18 protein-coding genes and 2 pseudogenes are annotated in these 19114 nt (G+C 57.1%); 11 read left to right on the top strand and 9 right to left on the bottom strand.

What is annotated here, in order from left to right:
* Window positions 1-261: integrase core domain-containing protein (locus LZP73_RS17155; RefSeq protein WP_234236168.1), on the top strand; the 261-nt coding region annotated here is incomplete at its 5' end.
* Window positions 262-433: 172 nt separating this feature from the next.
* On the opposite strand, the gene LZP73_RS17150 is transcribed toward LZP73_RS17155, so the two are convergent.
* Together LZP73_RS17150 and LZP73_RS17145 are read right to left on the bottom strand one after the other, a co-directional pair.
* On the bottom strand, window positions 434-1000 hold the full coding sequence (locus LZP73_RS17150) for a hypothetical protein (RefSeq protein WP_234236167.1): 567 nt from the start codon (window positions 998-1000) through the stop codon (window positions 434-436).
* Between the two features lie 62 nt (window positions 1001-1062).
* Window positions 1063-1698: a hypothetical protein gene (locus LZP73_RS17145; RefSeq protein ID WP_234236166.1), complete on the bottom strand. Its 636-nt coding sequence runs from the start codon at window positions 1696-1698 to the stop codon at window positions 1063-1065.
* A 1121-nt stretch (window positions 1699-2819) separates the two neighbouring features.
* On the opposite strand from LZP73_RS17145, the gene LZP73_RS17140 reads away from it, so the two are divergent.
* A complete protein-coding gene (locus LZP73_RS17140) occupies window positions 2820-3557 on the top strand; it encodes a class I SAM-dependent methyltransferase (protein ID WP_234236165.1) in 738 nt (245 codons plus the stop codon).
* A 589-nt stretch (window positions 3558-4146) separates the two neighbouring features.
* On the top strand, window positions 4147-4464 hold the full coding sequence (locus tag LZP73_RS17135) for a hypothetical protein (RefSeq protein ID WP_234236164.1): 318 nt from the start codon (window positions 4147-4149) through the stop codon (window positions 4462-4464).
* Between the two features lie 163 nt (window positions 4465-4627).
* Here the strand turns inward: LZP73_RS17135 and hutI are convergent, their stop codons facing one another.
* Complete coding sequence (gene hutI, locus LZP73_RS17130) at window positions 4628-5854, bottom strand: imidazolonepropionase (RefSeq protein WP_234236163.1); 1227 nt, start codon at window positions 5852-5854, stop codon at window positions 4628-4630.
* A 145-nt stretch (window positions 5855-5999) separates the two neighbouring features.
* Here hutI and hutC point away from each other — a divergent pair, with 145 nt between their 5' ends.
* The 3 genes and pseudogenes from hutC to LZP73_RS17115 form a co-directional block, all read left to right on the top strand.
* Window positions 6000-6710, top strand: a complete 711-nt coding sequence (gene hutC, locus LZP73_RS17125; protein ID WP_234236162.1) for a histidine utilization repressor — start codon at window positions 6000-6002, stop codon at window positions 6708-6710.
* A 101-nt stretch (window positions 6711-6811) separates the two neighbouring features.
* Window positions 6812-7168: pseudogene (locus LZP73_RS17120) on the top strand (urocanate hydratase); the annotation flags it as partial.
* A pseudogene (locus LZP73_RS17115) lies at window positions 7161-7811 on the top strand (aromatic amino acid lyase); the annotation flags it as partial. The pseudogenes LZP73_RS17120 and LZP73_RS17115, both read left to right, overlap by 8 nt.
* Before the next feature lie 361 nt (window positions 7812-8172).
* Here the strand turns inward: LZP73_RS17115 and LZP73_RS17110 are convergent.
* The 3 genes from LZP73_RS17110 to LZP73_RS17100 form a co-directional block, all read right to left on the bottom strand.
* Window positions 8173-8445: a hypothetical protein gene (locus LZP73_RS17110; protein WP_234236161.1), complete on the bottom strand. Its 273-nt coding sequence runs from the start codon at window positions 8443-8445 to the stop codon at window positions 8173-8175.
* A 404-nt stretch (window positions 8446-8849) separates the two neighbouring features.
* Complete coding sequence (locus LZP73_RS17105) at window positions 8850-9464, bottom strand: hypothetical protein (RefSeq protein WP_234236160.1); 615 nt, start codon at window positions 9462-9464, stop codon at window positions 8850-8852.
* A gap of 316 nt (window positions 9465-9780) precedes the next feature.
* Window positions 9781-10407 (bottom strand): DUF3157 family protein, encoded by a 627-nt coding sequence (locus LZP73_RS17100; protein WP_234236159.1) that lies wholly within the window; start codon window positions 10405-10407, stop codon window positions 9781-9783.
* Between the two features lie 291 nt (window positions 10408-10698).
* On the opposite strand from LZP73_RS17100, the gene LZP73_RS17095 reads away from it, so the two are divergent.
* Complete coding sequence (locus tag LZP73_RS17095; protein WP_234236158.1) at window positions 10699-11952, top strand: mechanosensitive ion channel family protein; 1254 nt, start codon at window positions 10699-10701, stop codon at window positions 11950-11952.
* Window positions 11953-11979: 27 nt separating this feature from the next.
* Here the strand turns inward: LZP73_RS17095 and LZP73_RS17090 are convergent, their stop codons facing one another.
* Complete coding sequence (locus tag LZP73_RS17090) at window positions 11980-12531, bottom strand: lysophospholipid acyltransferase family protein (RefSeq protein WP_234236157.1); 552 nt, start codon at window positions 12529-12531, stop codon at window positions 11980-11982.
* Window positions 12532-12642: 111 nt separating this feature from the next.
* Here LZP73_RS17090 and LZP73_RS17085 point away from each other — a divergent pair, with 111 nt between their 5' ends.
* Window positions 12643-13065, top strand: a complete 423-nt coding sequence (locus tag LZP73_RS17085) for a YybH family protein (protein WP_234236156.1) — start codon at window positions 12643-12645, stop codon at window positions 13063-13065.
* Between the two features lie 19 nt (window positions 13066-13084).
* Here LZP73_RS17085 and LZP73_RS17080 read toward each other — a convergent pair whose 3' ends face one another.
* Both LZP73_RS17080 and LZP73_RS17075 read right to left on the bottom strand, forming a co-directional pair.
* Entirely contained in the window at window positions 13085-13849 is a 765-nt protein-coding gene (locus LZP73_RS17080) for an NRDE family protein (protein ID WP_234236155.1), read from the bottom strand.
* Between the two features lie 76 nt (window positions 13850-13925).
* Window positions 13926-15569, bottom strand: coding sequence for a metal transporter (locus LZP73_RS17075; RefSeq protein WP_234236180.1), 1644 nt, complete (start codon window positions 15567-15569; stop codon window positions 13926-13928).
* Between the two features lie 236 nt (window positions 15570-15805).
* Here LZP73_RS17075 and LZP73_RS17070 point away from each other — a divergent pair, with 236 nt between their 5' ends.
* The 3 genes from LZP73_RS17070 (at window position 15806) to LZP73_RS17060 (ending at window position 19109) form a co-directional block, all read left to right on the top strand.
* Window positions 15806-16402, top strand: a complete 597-nt coding sequence (locus LZP73_RS17070; RefSeq protein ID WP_234236154.1) for a YhgN family NAAT transporter — start codon at window positions 15806-15808, stop codon at window positions 16400-16402.
* A 67-nt stretch (window positions 16403-16469) separates the two neighbouring features.
* Window positions 16470-18692 carry an MGH1-like glycoside hydrolase domain-containing protein gene (locus LZP73_RS17065; RefSeq protein WP_234236153.1) on the top strand — a complete coding sequence of 741 codons (2223 nt, stop codon included), beginning with the start codon at window positions 16470-16472 and terminating at the stop codon, window positions 18690-18692.
* A 99-nt stretch (window positions 18693-18791) separates the two neighbouring features.
* Window positions 18792-19109, top strand: coding sequence for a hypothetical protein (locus LZP73_RS17060; protein ID WP_234236152.1), 318 nt, complete (start codon window positions 18792-18794; stop codon window positions 19107-19109).
* Window positions 19110-19114 lie beyond the last annotated feature (5 nt).

Here is a 19114-nt window from a genome sequence, read left to right as displayed (position 1 = left end):
TACCAAATAAAACAGAGCTTAAGTCGACGAGGTAATTGTTGGGATAACGCGCCGATGGAGCGCTTCTTCAGAAGTTTAAAAACAGAATGGGTGCCCTCATCAGGCTACACATGCTTTAGTGAAGCTAGAGCATCAATCACGCAATATATCGTTGGATATTACAGCCAGGTCAGGCCGCATCAATATAATGGTGGTCTGACACCAAGTGAGTCGGAGAGAAGGTTCTGGCTTGCGTATAAAACCGTGGCCAAAAAAGGTTGACCACTACACTATACGGTTTGTCTACTTTGCGGCCGGGAAAGCTGTGGCACTTCTGCTCACCTGAGGCAACTCAGATGGGAATGCACGCTTTTTCAATTTGACTGTGAGCTTTATTTGCGAGTTGTAGTTGCCACAAATGCAAGCTGATACATTTGGTGGCATTTTACGGGATTTACTCGCAAGTGGAGTCCTCGATCCGCAAATTTTCTATACGTGCTTCTTTCATATGAAAAATTATCGCTCCCTTTAAATGCGGAGCTGCAATTTCGTCGCCGAAGTCTGTAGGAACTCCGCAACTCCATCTGTAAAATCTCCTCACATCGTTGAAAATTAGGTGTTTATTATCTTTTTTCGATGGGAGTAGCTGCTCTATTGTGAAATCTTTAATCATGACCCCAGAGTCATCGAAGATGGCAGCTGCAGGACCGGTTTCTTCAGCAACGGGTTTATCAATGGTCAAAACATAACCTGAATTGGCAATTACAAAATTTAAGGGTGAGAAACGGTAGGGCAAGTAGATTGTATGGCTAAATACATAGCCGTTTTCGATTTCCCATTTGTAAATCGCGATACTTGCATTATGGGCTTGAATTTTTGAATCAGGGTAGGAGCCTGATGTCAGACGGGCTATCAAATTACCGTTCTCACTGATTTTGGTGACAGTTTCTTCCACTGGCCATTTGGTTGCCCAAGTTGAAAATGCACATAACATTAGGCTGATAAAGGCTAAAAATTTCATTGTGATATCCCAAGCAATATTGGCGTCTAGTCATCCAGTGAAAGTTAAAGCTACCAAAATATTCAAGACTGTCGAGTGTTTTCCATAGTTGGCTGTCTGGTGCTGGCAAGTCGGGTGAGGATAACCTGGCCCTCAGCCTCAACATTGCGTTGATCCGCAGGTAAGGTTGAGCCATGACAGGAATCAGTCCTGAATTTTCTCATTTTGATTTGAGTGTGGAGATTCTGTTCAGCCAGCCACTTGTTGCTGGCGACTTCTACGAATTCGTATTTTCCTTCAGCACGAGGGCAAATTGAATCTCCAAAACGGATGGATAATTTAGCGCCTTCAAGCACTTCCCTTTCCATTTGAAACCGGGAAAAAGCAATATCTTTATCCACCTCAAATGCAAGATTGAATTCATACGAGGGCTTTTTTTCTCGGTAAATCCACAATGCGGCCAGGTTATACTCTTTGTATTTTTGTGGGATATTTATAGCAACAAGAAAGTTTTCTTCATTTCTGATCGGATTTTCGATTACCAAACCCTCTGGAGAATCGAACTCTTCCATCGGTGAGTATAAAGTGTCTCTATAGATAGCTATATCGGGAAAATCTGTCGGCAGATGGCTGCTAGGTTTAGAGCAGGCAAAAACTGATGTAGCTGTTGTGACCAGCAGCAACATTAAAACTGCTGTGAGCTTTTGTATTCCCTTCATTTCAATCATCCATGCTGTAAGTGATATGTCTTTCATTCTACTGGTATTTGAAAGAGAAAGTCCCTATAACTCTCAGATTTTTTTGCTGATAAATATCCCCTCATTGTTTGTAGCCTTGGGCGTTTGAATCTGCTGCTCAAGAAGAAAAGTGAGGACACCCACAACTCTTTAGCTACTTGGAAGCGTCGGACAAGAGTAAAGACATCCACAATTTTTTAGCGACTCTAAGGCGTCAGTATGCCCCAGATCCCCATCTGGAGTCGTTGAGGATGGCGGGAAAAATTGCGTGGCCTAAGTGGAACGCCAGAACTGGCATTGCTGCGCCAGTGACCGTCGAAAACAAGGATGTTTTCGTCGAGCGGCCAGGGATGGCTTCACAGCGAGTCACTGGTGTAGCAATGCAAAAGCCCACGGCAGGTGATTGTCGACACAATCGCTGGCAGTCATCAGTTGCATCATTGAGAACCTCAGAGATTCAAGCCACTTGCCAAGCGCAACTTGGCCGGGTGTGGGAGAGCAAAGAATAGATAGGACTGCCATCACTTTTGCAGTCTCGTGATCTCCCGGCTGGGTTTTGATGTGTCCTTTTTTGCCTGTCGGGGCTTGCCATGACCACTGCCCGTCGCCAGTTGATTGATGCCGAAAGTACGCCCTTATCCAGCGATTAATCTCTGTGTTTGAAAGGCGCTTCTGTGTGGTGAAGGTGTGGTCACTGGGCGCGGTTGCGGGCACAGGCTGACCTGTGTAACTTACTGATTTCAGTGATTGACAGCATTCCTCACCTTGATTAGAATTCAGCCAATTTCATAGAGGTATCCTTTCATGACTCTTTACGCCTCGGATCAGCGAGTGACCCGAGTGTGCTCCGTACAGTTGCTTGCGATGAAGCCTTGTCCGGAGCCAAACAGGAAAGCCTGAGCTTTCTACCCAGTCATCGCCACGACATGCACTGTTGCCATCCCGCAAGGGAAGGGCGCGTATGTCTTGGCGCAGTCAACGGGGGCCACAGATGAACCTTCATCCGTGGCCCCTTTTCGTACCCGCCTTATGGCGATTCTCAAAAGCGAACCGGGTCCCGTTCGCTTTTTTTATACTTTGAATCCAGTTTTCAGGAGACAGTTATGTCACAAAATATCTATGACAATCAGGGCTTTTTTGATGCCTATGCACAGCTGCCCCGTTCGGTTCACGGGTTGGATGGCGCCCCTGAGTGGTCGGCGCTCAAGGCGATGTTGCCGCCGTTGGAGGGGCGCAGGGTGGTGGATCTCGGCTGTGGCTACGGCTGGTTTTGCCGCGCCGCTAGGGAGCTGGGGGCCGACTCGGTATTGGGGATAGATCTCTCCAGTAAGATGTTGGCCCAGGCGAGGGCAACAACCCAGGATGAAGCGATTGAATACCAACAGGGGGATCTCGATGGCCTTATGCTGGCACCAAAGAGTGTGGATCTGGCTTACAGCTCATTGGCGCTGCATTATCTTGCTGATCTGCGGCCTTTGTTTGCGACTCTGTATCGGGCGCTGAAACCCGGCGGCCGGCTGGTGTTCTCCACCGAACATCCCATCTTTACCTGCTCCCCGAATCAGGGTTGGCTGGTGGATGAGGCCGGCAAGCGTTCCTGGGCAGTCAACAGCTACCAGGCCGAAGGCGAACGTCGAAGCGACTGGATGGCCAAAGGGGTGATCAAATACCACAGAACCTTGGGCACTATGGTCAATGCCTTGTTGCAAGCCGGGTTTGAATTGCGCCAGCTGAACGAATGGGGCCCCTCGGCGCAGCAGATAGCTGCCAACCCCGCCCTGGCCGAGGAAGCTGAACGGCCAATGCTGTTGTTGATTGCAGCCCAGAAGCCAGTTGGTTAAATCCAAGCTGTCTGCATAGGTTAACCAGTGGATGTGCCACCGTGTGTTTCTGTCATAACTGTGTTGCTTGAAGCTGAAAGAGTGAGGGCATCACTTTTTAGCGGCTCTAAGGCGTCAGTATGACCCAGATCCCCATTTGGGGCACTTGGGATGGTGGGGAAAATTGCGTGGCCTAAGTGGAACGCCAGAACTGGTATTGCTGCGCCAGTGACCGTCGAAAACAAGGATGTTTTCGTCGAGCGGCCAGGGATGGCTTCACAGCGAGTCTCTGGCGTTCTAGATATCAGAGCAATGCAAAAGCCCACGGCAGGTGATTGTCGGCACTCTGGTCGGCATATGGCCTGCAGTCATCACCTACTCATTGAAGACAAAGAGTGAGGACGCCTGCAACTCTTTAGCGACTCGATGGCGTCAGTATGCTCTAGATCCCTATCTGGGGCCGTTGAGAAGCTGACAGCATTGGTCCCCCATCATTAGTTTGAAGCATGTCTTGTCGACTGTTCATAAACTGGGCAGCTGAGAGTGCATGCCTGGTTGTTTTATTATGGCCGGCCTCATACACTCCTTGCATCTTAAAAAGGAGTTTATTTTGAATAAGTTAATTACTGCGATAGTCATTTGTTTCTGCATGATGGGCTGTTCTTCGTTGAATGAGGTTCAAGCCGAGGCTAAGCCTGCATCAAGCTATGTTGGTGAAAATGTGAAGATCACGACTTACTCTGGGGAAACCTTCGAGTTTGAAGTTGAAGGTGCAACAGAGCTTGCTGTGTACGGAGAAGGCAAATCCATCAACATGGCTGACATAGAAAAAATGGAAGTCGAGGAGCTGAGTCTACTCAAATCTATATCACTCTCTGGTGGCCTGTATATGTTGTCGGCCGTGGTGATAGCCGTCGCTGTTTTGTGATACAAGATCCAGTCTGCAGCCGTTGAAGGTGTGAGCAGAGCCGGTGAGATAGCAGCCATGCCTAAGAGGAACCCAGCACTGGCATGGCTGCATCATAGGGATAGGGCACCGGGGAGAGCTAAGCCACGCCGTTGGGCGCAGCTTGGCATCCTGTCCTTTGCCATCATTGATGAATGAGTTTGCCGGCTTTGACCACATCCACCAGGGGATTGACCCCGTAGGAATAGGCCAGCTGCGCCGGGGTGGAGATGTTCCACAGGCAGAAGTCGGCCTGCATGCCGACGGCGAGTTGGCCGACGCGCTTGTCTATGCCGAGGGCCTTGGCGGCGTTGCGGGTGACGCCGGCCAGCGCCTCTTCCGGGGTCAGGCGAAACAGGGTGCAGCCCAGGTTGAGCATCAATAGGGTAGAGCAGATGGGCGAGGAGCCGGGGTTGAAGTCACTCGCCAGCACCATGGGCACGCCGTGTTGGCGCAAGAGATCGATCGGCGGCTTCTGGGTTTCCCGCAGGAAGTAGAAGGCGCCGGGGAGCAGCACGGCGCAGGTGCCGCTCTTGGCCAGGGCCTTGACCCCGGCCTCGTCGAGAAATTCTATATGATCCACAGACTTGGCACCCAGGCGCGCCGCCAGCTCTGAGCCGCCCAGGTTCGACAGTTGCTCGGCATGCAGCTTGATCTCCAGCCCTGCTGCCCTGGCGGCACAGAGCACCCGCTCCGTTTGTTCCAGGTTGAAGGCGATGCCCTCGCAGAACACATCCACAGCGTCGGCGAGGTTCTCCTCGAGCACCGCCGGCAGCATCTCGTTGACCACAAGATCCACATAGGCGTCGCTGTCGTGTTTGAACTCAGGCGGAATGGCGTGGGCGCCGAGGAAGGTGGTGACCACCTCCACATGGTGGTGTGTGCCCAGCTCGCGGGCCACCCGCAGCAGCTTGAGTTCCGTCTCTGTGTTCAGGCCGTAGCCTGACTTGATCTCCACTGTGGTGACCCCTTCCCTGGCGAGGGCATTGAGGCGTTGGCGCCCCAGCTCGAACAGCTCGGCCTCGTCCGCTTCGCGGCAGGCCTTGACGGTCGAGATGATGCCGCCACCGGCGCGGGCTATGTCCTCGTAACTGGCGCCCTGGAGGCGCAGCTCGAACTCGTTGGCGCGGTTGCCGGCGAACACCAAATGAGTGTGAGCATCTATCAGCCCTGGGGTGATCCAGCCGCCCTTGCCCCTGTAAACCGGGGTTGCCAACACATCGAATTCCGGCAGTTCGCTCCTGGGACCCAGCCAGGCGATCTTGCCGTCCCTGACCGCGACGGCGGCATCGCTGATGGCACCGTAAGGTGCTGATACCTGTGGACTCATGGTGGCTAAGTTGACGTCGATCCAGACCTGATCCCAAGACATGCTGCTTCCCCTTCAATGAATACTAGATGCAAAATTTGTGAACGACTTGTATTTACTTGTATATACAAGTTAGGATTGTAACCGAGTTCCTGGCGAGATTAAACATATCAGTTTAATCGTCCTGGATGCCAGCATAGGAAAGACCATGGCCACGCCTAAATTTGCCGAGATCAAGCAATACATCATCGCCCGTATCGAGACGGGGGAGTGGGAAGAGAACGCCAGGCTGCCGTCGGAGAACCAGTTCGCCGAGCAGTTCGGCTGCAGCCGCATGACGGCGCGCCGGGCGCTGACAGAGCTGACCGACAACGGCGTGCTGGAGCGCAGTCAGGGGCTGGGCACCTTCGTCGCCGGCCTCAAGTCCCAGTCCTCCCTGCTGGCGATCCGCAACATAGCCGACGAGATCAAGGACAGGGGCCATGGCTACAGCGTGCAGCAACTTGAGCTGGCCCAGGTCGAGGCCAAGACGCCGATCGCCATCGCCCTCGGGCTCGAGGTCGGCAGTCCGGTATTTTATTCTGTGCTGGTGCATTGCGAGCAGGGCGCGGCCTTGCAGCTGGAGGAACGTTACGTCAATCCGGCGCTGATCCCCGACTATCTGCAGCAGGACTTCAGGGTCCAGACTCCCCACGAGTACCTGTCCCAGGTGGCGCCGCTGACCGAGGCGCGCCACACCATAGAGGCGATAGTCGCCAGCGAACAGATACAGAGGCAACTGCAGATCCCGGCCAGCGAACCTTGCCTGCAGATCCTGCGCCGTACCTGGTCACGCCAGGGGGTGGTGAGCTTCGCCCGCCTGGTACATCCGGGCAGCCGTTTCCGTCTGGGCGGCCACCTGACCTTCGGCAAGGGCTGATTCAAACCAGGCCTGCCGAGGGCGGGCCAAACAGAACCCAAGTTAGAGCAATTAAAACAATATGCCCGAGCGCCAGAGGCCGAGGGTAAACACCACAGAGGTTGAAACACGATCCCAGCCGCCGCATCATAGCGCCCCATGGCACCACACTGAGCTGCAAGAGCTGGCTGACCGAAGCGCCGATGCGCATGCTGATGAATAACCTGCACCCGAACGTGGCCGAACGTCCCGAGGACCTGGTGGTCTGCGGCGGCATAGGCCGCGCCGCCCGCGACTGGCAGTGCTACGACAAGATAGTCGAAGTGCTGCAGCGCCTGGAAGACGACGAGACCCTGCTGGTGCAGTCCGGCAAGCCTGTGGGGGTGTTCCGCACCCATGCGGATGCGCCGCGGGTGTTGATCGCCAACTCCAACCTGGTGCCCCACTGGGCCAACTGGGAACACTTCAACGAGCCAGATACGCCATGCCGCCGAAGTGCTGGGCACAGAGGCCAACGGCGTCACGGACAACCCGCTGGTGTTCCAGGACACGGGCGACATCATCTCCGGCGGTAACTTCCACGCCGAGCCCGTTGCCATGGCGGCCGACAACCTGGCGATCGCCATCGCCGAGCTGGGTGCCATCGCCGAGCGCCGCATCGCGTTGCTGATCGACTCCAGCCTGTCCAAGCTGCCTCCCTTCCTGGTGAAGAACGGCGGCGTCAACTCTGGCTTCATGATAGCCCAGGTGACGGCGGCGGCACTGGCGTCGGAAAACAAGACCTATGCCCATCCGGCCTCGGTCGACAGCCTGCCGACCTCGGCCAACCAGGAAGACCATGTGTCCATGGCCACCTTCGCCGCCCGTCGCCTGCGCGACATGAGCGAAAACACCCGTGGGGTGCTGGCGGTGGAACTGCTGGCCGCCGCCCAGGGACTGGACTTCCGTGCGCCGCTGACACCGAGCGTCGCCGTGGCCAGGGCCAAGGCCGAGCTGCGCGAAGTGGTGGCCTACTACGACAAGGACAGATACTTCGGCCCGGATATCGAAGCCGCCACGGATCTGTTGTACACGGCCAGCTTCAACGCCTACCTGCCGGCAGGGGTGTTGCCCAGCCTGTAATTGACAGCCTGGCTCGCGCCGGCATTCAGTGAAATGAAAAAGGACCCCAGGGTCCTTTTTTGTTGCGCCCAGGAAAGGTTGAATCCATGGGTTAGTCACAGAGGCGGGTTTTTGATTTCCACATTTCGTTTGGATTGAAGTCGTGGGCTGCCCGCCCACACCCGGGCAAGGAGGACTGCTCGTCCTATCCTCCTTGCATCCACCATGACGCCCCGACGAAGCGGGCAGCCCCTAGGGCTTATGATGCCAATTGGCTATCGCGTCAGACGCTCATCCCTGATTCGACTGACGCTGCTTCGGCATCCATGCCTCGCCACGCCATTAGCCCCAACGCCCTTCGGCCGCTTCGATGGGGATGGTGTCATCTGCAGGTGTCTTTAAATTTCCATATATGATCACCAAACGGCACTTTTTCTAGAAAATCATCCTCAGCTAATTCATTTAATATGGCATTGGCTTCGTCGACGGAGGGGACTTTACAGCAATCTAGCTCTTTAATATGTTCGATCAAGTCATGAGTGCTGAAAAAACCTTTTTCCCCTTTGGCTTTCTCTTCGCCAGTTTCTTTCCTGTACTCGCTAACATTTGGGATAAGTGCTTTAAAATCACCAGCATTGCATTTTTTAATTTTCATTTTCATTCCTTAAAAATTAAAACTAATAAGGGCTTAAGTGTAGCGCTTGAGGCAGGTTTTTCTTTTGAGGGAAGCTTAGTGCTTTGTCTTGGTCCAAATTTGGCTTGCCTAAGTGTGAGGGCGCGTGATTTGTTTAAAAACTTAGTAGTCAAATGCAGCTGTAGACTACAACTATCCTCATCGGAGTTGTTGAAATAGCTACGGAATGAAAATTCCGTAGCCTCGTCATTACAGGGACGTAGCATCCGTGGTTTACGCCTGTGATGGTAATGCCGCCAATCTGCTGTCGGTGACCTTCTTCGACACTAACCCGCGACCCTTATCGCCGATCGTGGTGGCAGTGTCTCGCCGATGTTTATCCAGCCAGGCGCCCGAGCCGAGTTGCCGCAAGGCGCCCCGGTCTGCTACTTCAGCGTAATGGCCGTCCCGGCGGCTATGCTGGCCTGCACCAGGTCGAACACCAGATCATCGGCTTCCTCGCCCAAGTCGGCCTGGACATCGCCCAGATCGCCCATTTGGTCACCGAGTCTGTCCATCTCGGCGCTCAGCTGGTCCATTTCTGTTTCAATTGCCGTCAGCTGTTGCTCATCCTCCTCCTGCCTCAGGCGATTGTGCAGCCGGCTCATGGCATCGCCGTGGCTGTGCATCTCGTCGCCCAATTTTTGCATCCGCTCACCCTGCTGCTGCATGGGCTGCAATGCGGCCTGCACCTGCGCCAGGATCGCCGGCTCAGTGATTTCATAGCGGGCCTTCCTGGTCTTGACCCACAGATAGTCGCCGTCGTGACGGCTGCGTTCCAGTTGGCGCCATTCGTCGCTGTTGCCGGCACCGACCGTCATGCTGCCATCCGCTTGCAGCAGTACCCAGGAAAAGTGGGGATGCTTGCCTGTCTTGATGACATGCTCCTGGCTCTTGTGCTGCGCCTTGGCCGGCGGTGTTGGGGTTGCGGCGGCTTGCAGGGAGAGGGCGCCGACGGTGGGGAGCATGCAGGCCAGTAACAGGGTCAGGCGGATCTTCATAGTCTATTCCTTTCAGTTTGAGGTTTGCGCCCGGCACTTGCGGCCGCTCGATACGGCTGGTTTGCATCCTGGGCTAATGACAGCCAGGCTGCTGTATCCATTTACAACCTCCATACAGCAGTATCCGTGCCAATGCTGGGTTTCCGCCTTGGCCGCGGCCTCCAGGGGCAAGCTGTCCGCTAGGGGCGGGCCGTCTGCGTCCGCCCAGTGTCCGTAAAGTGTCCGCGGACAGCCAGACTGTCCGTTGGCCGCCATGGGTTTTTAGGATAAAAAAAGCGGACCCTGGGAGTCCGCTGGTCTTGGGTTCCGCCCGGCGCTAGCGGGTTTCTATTTCGGTGATCTTCAGGCTCAGGTGCTGCTTGCGCCATTGCTCAGGGCTGATGCCTTCGACCCAGAACACTTGGCTCTGACGGGTCTGGCCGTTTCTGAGATACGTCTCAGGTACCCGGGTGATGGCGCGCCATACCTCGAGCTTCTCCTGTTTGATGCGCATGCCTTGGTCGTCGAAGAAGCTGGCCTCGACTTCGACTCCTATGACGTGCTCCTTGCTGGAACTGGTCAGGGTGAACACCAGCCCCAGCTCAGCGCCGCGCCATTGGGCCCGTTCGAAGCTGACGCCTATGCCGTCCTTGGCCGTGTGGCCGAGCATGGCGCCGTGGCTCATGGCCTGGGCGGTCAGCTGCTCGCCCGCCGGCATCTCTGGCGTGGCCGCGACCGCTGTGACCTCAGGCATTAGGGCGGTGGTCGGCATCATGGGCTCCGCGGGGCGCCGGGCCGCAGGGGCCTCGATCGCCTGGGTGATGACATACTCCCAGGTGAAGTCGTCTTTCAGGCTCACCACGGCGCCATTTGCCAGTGTGGTGCGGGCAATTTCGTTGGCGGCGAATGCCTGGGATGCGAGTGCGCACCAGATGAGACAGGCGCAGGACAGGATTCTAGTCATATATGTCATCCTCTGACTGGTATGGACAAGTTGATTGGCGCTAGGATAAACAAGTCTGGGGCGGCTTGTCAGGTTAAATGTGCCTTCATGGGAAACTGTCCCATTTGTCGGGGCAGTTTATTCACCCGTGGCCTTGAGGCTAATGCCGCGCCATATCGCTTTGTTCCCTGGGTGGGTGTAATATTGAAACTCTTTTTAAAATAACCACATGTGACATATTTGTTGCCAGTTGCAGCCGGGCTGCCGGCGTCTGGCCGTCGATGGGGCCGTTAATGGATCGCGGGAGCTATTTTGGATACAGATTTAAGACTGGAGATTTCCGCCTGGCTGGCGGGGTTTGGCATAGATAGCCAACCTGCGGATGGGGTGTCGACCTCTGTGATGATCCTGGCCTGTCTTTTGTTGGCCGGGTTGTCCTACTTCATAGTGCGCCGCGGCGTGGTGCGGGCGATGAACCTGGTGATCCAGCGCTCCAGAGTCAATTGGGACGACATCTTCATGCGCTATCGGGTGCTGGAGAAGTTCGCCATGCTGGTGCCTGTGCTGGTGCTGGAACTGCTTCTGCCCATAGCCCTGACCCAGCATAAGCTGGCCAGCTTGCTGGCGGATCGCCTGCTCAGCATCTGGATGGTGGTGCTCCTGGTGCGCGGTTGCTATGCGGCCCTGGATGCGGCCAACGAGGTGGCCGACGTCAATCTGGTCAGTCGCCGTCTGCCGGTGAAGAGTTTCGTGCAGCTGATCAAGCTGTTTCTCTTCTTCATCGGCATCATCATCGCCATCTCAGTGCTGGCGGAGCAGTCGCCACTGATCTTCCTCAGCGGCCTGGGCGTTGCCACAGGTCTGGTGATGCTGGTGTTTCGCGACACCATTCTGGGCTTTGTCGCAGGTATTCAACTGGCGGCCAACCGCATGGTCAGCCGTGGCGATTGGATCCAGATGGATAAATACGGTGCCGATGGTTCGGTGGAAGAAGTGTCCCTGACCACGGTCAAGGTGCGCAACTGGGATCAGACAATCACCATGATCCCCGCCTATGCCCTGGTGTCGGATGCCTTTCGTAACTGGCGCGGCATGTCCGAATCCGGTGGCCGCCGCATCAAGCGCTCGCTCAATATAGACGTCAACAGCATAGCCTTCCTGACCGAGGCGGAGCGGCTCAAACTGGCGAAGATCAATTGCCTCAAAGACTATCTACAGCGCAAGACCCAGGAGATAGAGGCGTCGAATCGCGCCGTGTCGGACTTCGACATGCCGGTGAATGGCCGGCGCCTGACCAATATAGGTACCTTCAGGGCTTACCTGCTGGAATTCCTGCGCCAGCACCCCAAGGTGCATAAGGAGATGACCCTGATGGTGCGTCAGCTGGCGCCGACCACTGAGGGCCTGCCGCTCGAAATCTATATCTTCACCAATGATACCCGCTGGGCGAATTATGAAGACATACAGGCGGATATCTTCGACCATATCTTCGCCATCCTGCCGATATTCGGCCTGCGGCCATTCCAGGTGCCGACCGGCATGGACATGCAGGCCCTCAGGGGATGAGGCTGGGTTCCTCTCGGGCTCAGGCTATCAGGGAATGAAGTCGGGGATCACCTTGGGGTGGCGTCCGGGCACTGAGCGATAGAAGCCGAGGATCTGTTCCATGTCCCTGGCCATGTCGCCGGATGGCAACAGGGGCTCGCTGAGGATCACCGCCTTATGTTTGAAATCCAGTCCCACAGGCACTATGGCGACATTGGCCTTGACGGCGATATGGTAGAAACCCGTCTTCCAGCGTTTCACCGGGCTGCGGGTGCCTTCGGGGGCCAATGCCAGCTTATAATCCGGCTGGTCGGCGAACAGCTCGATCGCCGCATCGACCAGATTATTATTCCTGCGTCTGTCGACCGGGCTGCCGCCTATGGCGCGAAAGAACCAGCCCCAGGGAGGGATGAAGAGTTGGTGTTTGCCGAGGAAATGGATCCGGGTCCCCAGGGCGCCGCGGGCCATGACGCCGACGATGAAATCCCAGTTGCTGGTGTGGGGGCCGACTATGATCAGGTACTGGCGGCGATCGGGCAATTGGCCCTGAATGCGCCAGCCTGTGATTCGCATCAGCCATTGGCAAAATTTTTCAAACATAGTTAACGACTCGCTTGTTGCTCTTCATGATGGCGCTCGCTCCGCTGCTACCCGGGCGTCTGGCGCTGTGGTTGGCTATAGTACTTAGTATTACCGAGTTGGAGAAATTTTATGATTAAAAAAGGGCTTAGCCTGTTATTGCTGCTGTTGGCGTTCGATGTTGCCGCCGGGCCAAGCGACGAGATAGCCGGCTTGCTGACCAGTCAGCAGGCGGCCTGGAATCGCGGGGATCTGGATGCCTATATGCAAGGCTACTGGCATGACCCCAAGCTGAGGTTCGTCTCCAAGGGTCAGTTTTGCTATGGCTGGGAAGAGATGCTGGCGCGCTATAAGGCGCATTACCCCGACAGGACAACCCAGGGTGAGCTGAAATTCAGCCAGCTGGACATCAGGCTGCTCGGCAAGGATGTCGCCCTGGTCGTCGGCCGTTGGGAGCTGGCCCGCATCAAGGATAAGCCCAGCGGCGCCTTTACTCTCTTGATAGAGAAGCTGGATGATCGCTGGGTGATCACCCATGATCACAGCTCGGACTGATCCAGCCGCCTCATCCAAGTCATGGCTGCGGCGGGGCGAGCTGGAAATGCTCCCGCCCCAGCTTGCGGCCCTTGCCATCGTATCTCACCTCGGTGAAGTCTATTCTCCCCTGGACATCCTGCAACACCAGGCTGGTGGAGCGGGTGCCATAGTCCGGATGCTTGATATAGATGGCCGACAGGCGCCGCTCCCATTCCAGATCTATGCCTGTGCTGGGCAGTTCATCATCCCGCGCCCGGGTCTCATCCTGCATCAGCGCCAGCATGGTATCCAGATTGAGCTCATCCCGGCTGCTTATGAGGCGCTCCAGCGCCTGCTGGCCCTTGGCCATCTTGGGCCAGATATCATCCAAGGCACCGTTGCTTATGGCATGAAACCCCGGGCTCAAGGCCTGCATCTGTCCGCTCTGGCTGTTGAAACACTGCAACTGGCCATTGCGGCCAAACACCAGGTTGAAGGGGTTATAGTCTTGGCTATGGGCCAGCAGCCATGTGTCCGTCATGAGGGAAGGCTGGGTCAGGGCCAGGGTGACCAGCTCGCCGCGGCTGCGCATGCCGTCCTGCTGCGCCGGGGCGCGAATATTGGTCAGCGCCGCTATGTCGCCATCGCGATTGACCCCCAGCCAAGTGCCGCCTGCCTGCAGATCCCGACCCGCGAGCAGCCTGTGCTCCGGGGGCCAGAAGTGGGCCGGCGCCGTCGGCCTGTGATGGAATTCATCCCGGTTGGCACAGAGGACGAGCGGATACCTGGGGTGCATCTTGAGGGCGATGAAGAGAATACACATGGTGGCAATGGCCCGGGCTAAGTTAGGAGTTTATGCCTTAACTTAGCCCGTCTGCGTCCAAATGAACAGCCGCAGATCAGTGCCTGTGGCTATCATGCCCCGGATGCTTGGCATCCGCTTCGGTGCTTGGCCCGGCTTGCGTCTGATGGCTATGACTATGGTTATGGCTGTGGCTGTGGCTATGGGAGTGGGCATGGCCTTGCTTATGGCTATGCTGGTGCGGGCCCGTGCCTATCCAGGTGAGGCGGCGCAGGAACTTGCGCGGCCCCAGGCGCAACAGGCTGGCGGCAAACAGGCTGGCCAACAGCAGCAGGCTCGGCAGCTCCAGCAGCGCCGGCAGCCGAGGTGGTGCCTGCCATTGCAGCGAGCTCAACGCCGGCAATGCCAGCAGCAATGCCAGCAGCAGGAATAGCCCAAGTTGCTGTGGCCACCTCAGCAGGCGTAATTGGGTCAGACTGAGCAGCGGCGCCCCGAGCAGTGGCAGCAGCACGGCGACCGGACTCCAGCCGCTGTAGGCCAGTGCCAGCGCCAGTACGGCGGCGCTGAGGTTGCAAAAGCGCATCGGCAGGAAGAGCAACAGCAGGAGCGCGAGCTGCAGCAGGGGCTGGGTCAAGGCCAGTGAGGGGTGACCTATCAGGTTGGCCAGCACCAGGCCGAGCAAGATCCAGGGGGCACTGCGATCCACCAGGTGGGCGAAACCGAAGCGCCAAGCCGAGTCCGGCAGGTTGGTGTGGGGATCGGCCAGGTCGGCCTTGATCCAACTCAGGTAAGCCCCTATGGCGAGGGCCGCCAGCGCCTGGTAGAGGGCGAACCAGGGGCCGAGCAACAGGGCGCTGATGACCAGCGCCTCCGGGCCCAGCAGGCGTTGCAGCCAGCGGCGTCTCAGGCTGGCATCCTTGGGGGTCAGGCCCAAGTGAAATCGGATGGCGGCGGCGCCATAGCTGAGCAAGAGCACGGGCGCCAGCGTGAGTAGCCAGTTGCTCAGTTGCTCTGCGCCTTGGTCGTGGTGGGCATGTTGATGGCCACCCGTGTCCATCAACAGCAAGACGAGCAAGAGGCCTATGCCCAGCAGACTGCCTATGCCCGCCTGATATTCATACTTGCCCAGGCGATCAGGTTCGTGTTGCCCGTGGGGCTGATGCAGCACCACATGCAGAATAGAGCCGGTAACGAAGGCTTGCAGATAGACGGTATTGTCCAGGCTCAGCTGCGACAGGAGTTGCTCACCGGCGAAATAGCCTATCCCCGTCAGCAGGATCATGGCAGTCAACACCAGGCTGGCCCAGCGGGTACCGACCTGGGGCTTGAGCAGCCACCAGATCGCCAGGCCGACGGGCAATCTATGGAGTATGACCCCAAGCGCCAACAGGCTGGAGTTGCCCGCCTGTTGTGCCAGTACCATAGCGCCGCCATCGGTAATGGTATGCAGCAGCAGGCCACCGACGCCCAGCGACAGGGTCAGATTGTGGGTGATCTCCGAATAGCGGTGGAATAGACGTTCGCTGGCGGTGGGCCCCCAGAGGCCCAGTACCACGAAGACGATGGCGACAAATCCACCGTGCTCCAGCAGCTCGGGGAGGATATGCAGCAGCACCAATCCGCCCAGGGAGACGAAGATAAAGCCATCCAATCCCTTCTGCAGCCCGCTACCCGAAGAGAAGTAACGGTAAAACAGGGGACCGAGTAAGAGTGCAATACAGCTGGCGACGAGATAGAGCATGAATTCCAGGGACGAATGTCGAAAAAACGCCATAGTATACCAGCTGCAGCAGAAATGAGCAGTCTTGTCGCTTGAATTTAGTGAATAACTGCAACCCTGTCCGGGCGCTCCCGAGACTGGGCCCCTGTTGGGAAAGTCAGGGCCGGGTCAGGTTTAAAAGGCGTAAATATTCGCCTATGGGAAGATAAAAGGCTATACAATATGGCCTTATGTTGACTCATTCATAGATATTTACCATGGATATACTTTCTGCGGCAGTGATGTTGTTTCTGATCATGGACCCTCTGGGCAATTTACCCATCTTTGCCTCCATCTTGCGTCATATAGATCCCAAGAAGCGCCGCAGGGTGTTGATCCGCGAGCTGTTGTTTGCGCTGGCGATCATGTTGCTCTTCCTCTATGCGGGCGAGGCCATCCTCGACTTCCTCAACCTGAGGTCCGAGTCGGTCAGCATAGCCGGCGGCATCATATTGTTCCTGATCGCCATCAAGATGATCTTCCCCCAGCCGGGCGGTGTGGTCGGCTTGGCGGCGGGCGAGGAGCCCTTCATAGTGCCCATGGCCATCCCCCTGATGGCGGGGCCGTCGATCCTGGCGGCACTGATACTGCTGGCCCACACAGACAGCGGCCGGATGACGGACTGGACCATAGCCCTGGTATCTGCATGGGGCGCCAGTGCCTTTATCTTGATGTTCTACAAGGTGTTCACCCGGGTGCTGGGAGAGAAGGGCCTGACGGCGGTCGAGCGCCTGATGGGCATGGTGCTGGTGATGCTCTCGGTGCAGATGTTCCTCGACGGCGTGTCCAACTACCTCAATTCCCCGCCGCATTGAACAGGTATTGCGTTCACAGGTCTTAGTTAACATAATGCGGATATTGTATCCAATTTAGGTTGCCCCTGTGCTGACTTGTCTCCTCCTCTGTGCCGCTGGCTTGGCCGGCCCTGGGTCTGCCGATTTCGAGGATCTTCTGCCCTATGCCGGGACCCCCACCGCCATGGAACCGAGGGACGCCAACGGCAACCTGCGGCCGGGCGCCGTCTATGTGGATGCCGGCGCCTGGCATGGTTTTCACCTGCCAGACAGCCCGGCCTATTATGGTGGCTTCACCGGCCCGCTGTTTATCGCCCAGGAGTATAGCCTCTACCTGAGCGACGGCCTGCAGCGCCTCAGTCTGCAGGATGCCGACACAGGGCAGGCGCGTGAGCTGGCCTCCGCCACAGGCATTCATATCTATTCCAGGCCCGACGGCTTGTTTCAGCAGTTTGACTGGGTAGATCTCTCGCTGACGCTCGGCCTGAGCTACAGCGACCAACGCAGCGCCATAGTGACGACCAAGCTGCATAACCTGAGCCCTGGAGCCCAAAGTTGGCGCCTCAGCTGGCATGGACAGCCCCTCAGCCAACACCCTGAACTGCCCCAATACAGCTTGATTGCCTCCCTGAGTCTGGAGGGCGACAGCATACGCTGGCGCTTCAATCCCATAAGGGAGCCCTGGCGCATCTTGTTAAGTGATGCGGAATATGAACTGAGTTTCGACACCCATGTGACCCTGAGCCGCCAGGGCAAGTTTGGCTATAGGGCGAGCACAGAGGCGCTGCCACTCGCCGCCGGGGAGAGTGTCAGTCTGATGGCGGCCCATAGGTATTTTCATACCGCCAAGGAGAGCCGGGACTATCTGGGCCGCGACTGGTCCCGCGTCGCTAAGGGATTGCAACAGAATCGCCAACGCTGGCGGCAGAGACTGCAGGGCCTGTCAGGGGCCGAGCCTGCCGCCTATCGCTCCCTGGCGGTGAAGAGCATGTTGACCTTAGTCCATAACTGGCGCAGCCCGGCGGGCGCCATACGCCATGATGCGGTCACCCCGTCCGTGACCTACAAGTGGTTCAATGGGGTGTGGGCCTGGGACAGTTGGAAACAGGTCGTGGCCCTGGCTCACTTCGATACGGCTTTGGCCAAGGGCAACTTGTTGGCCATGTTCGATTATCAGTTCGCTGCCGACGACCCGGTGCGGCCGCAGGATGCCGGCGGCTTGCCCGATGCCGTGTTTTATAACCAAGATGGCGAACGGGGTGGCAGCGGGGGCAATTGGAATGAGCGCAATGCTAAACCGCCACTCGCGGCCTGGGCCGTCTGGGAGCTCTATAGCCGGACGCAGGATCTGGCGTTGCTGCGGCTCATGTACCCCAAGCTCAAGGCCTACCATGAATGGTGGTATCGCAATCGTGATCATGACCACAACGGCTTGGTCGAGTATGGGGCGAACCTGCATCCGGCCCATGTGAAGGAAGGCAAGTTGGATGTCGCCGCCATTATCCAGGCCGCGGCCTGGGAGTCGGGCATGGACAACGCCCCCAGGTTCGATGCCGGCGCGGATCTGCGGGTGTGGGAGAATCGCGATGCCGCCGGCAAGCTGCTGGGTTATTCCCTGTCCCAGGAGTCGGTCGACCTGAACAGTTACCTCTATGCCGAGAAACAGTTTTTGGCCAGGATGGCGCAGCGGCTGACACTGACCGTCGAGGCGGCTGACTGGCTCGCGCAGGCCCAGACCCTGGGGGAGCAGATACGCAGCCGTATGTTCGATGAGGCCAGCGGCTTCTTCTACGATCTCAGGCTGACGTATGGCGGCCCCCAATTGCTCACCTCGGCGGGCAAGGGAGTCGAAGGCTGGATCCCCCTATGGGCGGGCGTTGCATCGCCGGCGCAAGCCAGGCGCATGATAGCCCAAGAGCTGCATCCCCAAAGCTTCGCCACCCGGGTGCCATTCCCCAGCGTCGGCGCCGACAGCCCGAATTTCGCCCCGCGACAATATTGGCGTGGCCCTGTGTGGCTGGATCAGGCATGGTTTGCCCTGCAAGGGCTGGATAGATACGGCTACCGGCGGGAGGCCAGCCGCCTGGCGAAGCAATTGGTTGCACAGGCGCAAGGGGCGCTGGGTGATGCCAGTATCAGAGAAAATTACGATCCTCTTACGGGCGAGGGGTTGCATGCCAGCAATTTCAGCTGGTCCGCCGCCGTGTTCTTGCTGATTTACGAGCGTTGGTTGAAGGAGCGCGACGCGGCGGGCATCAGGCCACAGCCCAAGATGATTGACATAGCCGACACCAAGCTTAATGCCGGCTGAATTCCCCGGCATTAGCTCGCCTATTTAGCCCTAGGGATATTGTGACCCCAGGCTTCTGCTGTTAATGTCTTGGGTTTGCACTGTTAAGGGGACGTGATTGTGAAGCTATTCTATTCAAGCCTGCTTGCCCTGTCGGCTTGCCTGGCGCTCAGCCATTGCGGCTCCGCCGTGGAAGGGGCCCAGATAGCCACCGATACGCAAGTCACAGACGCGATAGTCACAGACAAGGCCCCCATCCAGATAAAGCCTGGATCCTGTGGCGCCATGCCGCCGATAAGGGATACCAGCAAGCTCAAACAAAACCTGATTAAGAAAGGCGTCATCACCAAGGACATGAGCGAGGCGGAGGCGGATGCCAAGGTCGCCGAGTACATACGTCAACGACAGAAAGCCTTCGAATCTTGCAAAAGGAAGTGAACACC

The sequence above is a fragment of the Shewanella sp. AS16 genome, assembly GCF_021412365.1.
GTDB classification, from domain to species: Bacteria; Pseudomonadota; Gammaproteobacteria; order Enterobacterales; family Shewanellaceae; genus Shewanella; species Shewanella salipaludis.
Note: the sequence above shows the minus strand (reverse complement) of the source record. Positions and strands in the feature narration are given on the sequence as shown.

Excerpts from the sequence above, each read along its gene's own strand:
- LZP73_RS17150 (WP_234236167.1), bottom strand. The coding sequence starts at position 1,000 with ATGAAATTTTTAGCCTTTATCAGCCTAATGTTATGTGCATTTTCAACT.
- LZP73_RS17145 (WP_234236166.1), bottom strand. The coding sequence starts at position 1,698 with ATGAAGGGAATACAAAAGCTCACAGCAGTTTTAATGTTGCTGCTGGTC.
- LZP73_RS17140 (WP_234236165.1), top strand. The coding sequence starts at position 2,820 with ATGTCACAAAATATCTATGACAATCAGGGCTTTTTTGATGCCTATGCA.
- hutI (WP_234236163.1), bottom strand. The coding sequence starts at position 5,854 with ATGTCTTGGGATCAGGTCTGGATCGACGTCAACTTAGCCACCATGAGT.
- hutC (WP_234236162.1), top strand. The coding sequence starts at position 6,000 with ATGGCCACGCCTAAATTTGCCGAGATCAAGCAATACATCATCGCCCGT.
- LZP73_RS17110 (WP_234236161.1), bottom strand. The coding sequence starts at position 8,445 with ATGAAAATTAAAAAATGCAATGCTGGTGATTTTAAAGCACTTATCCCA.
- LZP73_RS17105 (WP_234236160.1), bottom strand. The coding sequence starts at position 9,464 with ATGAAGATCCGCCTGACCCTGTTACTGGCCTGCATGCTCCCCACCGTC.
- LZP73_RS17100 (WP_234236159.1), bottom strand. The coding sequence starts at position 10,407 with ATGACTAGAATCCTGTCCTGCGCCTGTCTCATCTGGTGCGCACTCGCA.
- LZP73_RS17090 (WP_234236157.1), bottom strand. The coding sequence starts at position 12,531 with ATGTTTGAAAAATTTTGCCAATGGCTGATGCGAATCACAGGCTGGCGC.
- LZP73_RS17085 (WP_234236156.1), top strand. The coding sequence starts at position 12,643 with ATGATTAAAAAAGGGCTTAGCCTGTTATTGCTGCTGTTGGCGTTCGAT.
- LZP73_RS17080 (WP_234236155.1), bottom strand. The coding sequence starts at position 13,849 with ATGTGTATTCTCTTCATCGCCCTCAAGATGCACCCCAGGTATCCGCTC.
- LZP73_RS17075 (WP_234236180.1), bottom strand. The coding sequence starts at position 15,569 with ATGCTCTATCTCGTCGCCAGCTGTATTGCACTCTTACTCGGTCCCCTG.
- LZP73_RS17070 (WP_234236154.1), top strand. The coding sequence starts at position 15,806 with ATGGATATACTTTCTGCGGCAGTGATGTTGTTTCTGATCATGGACCCT.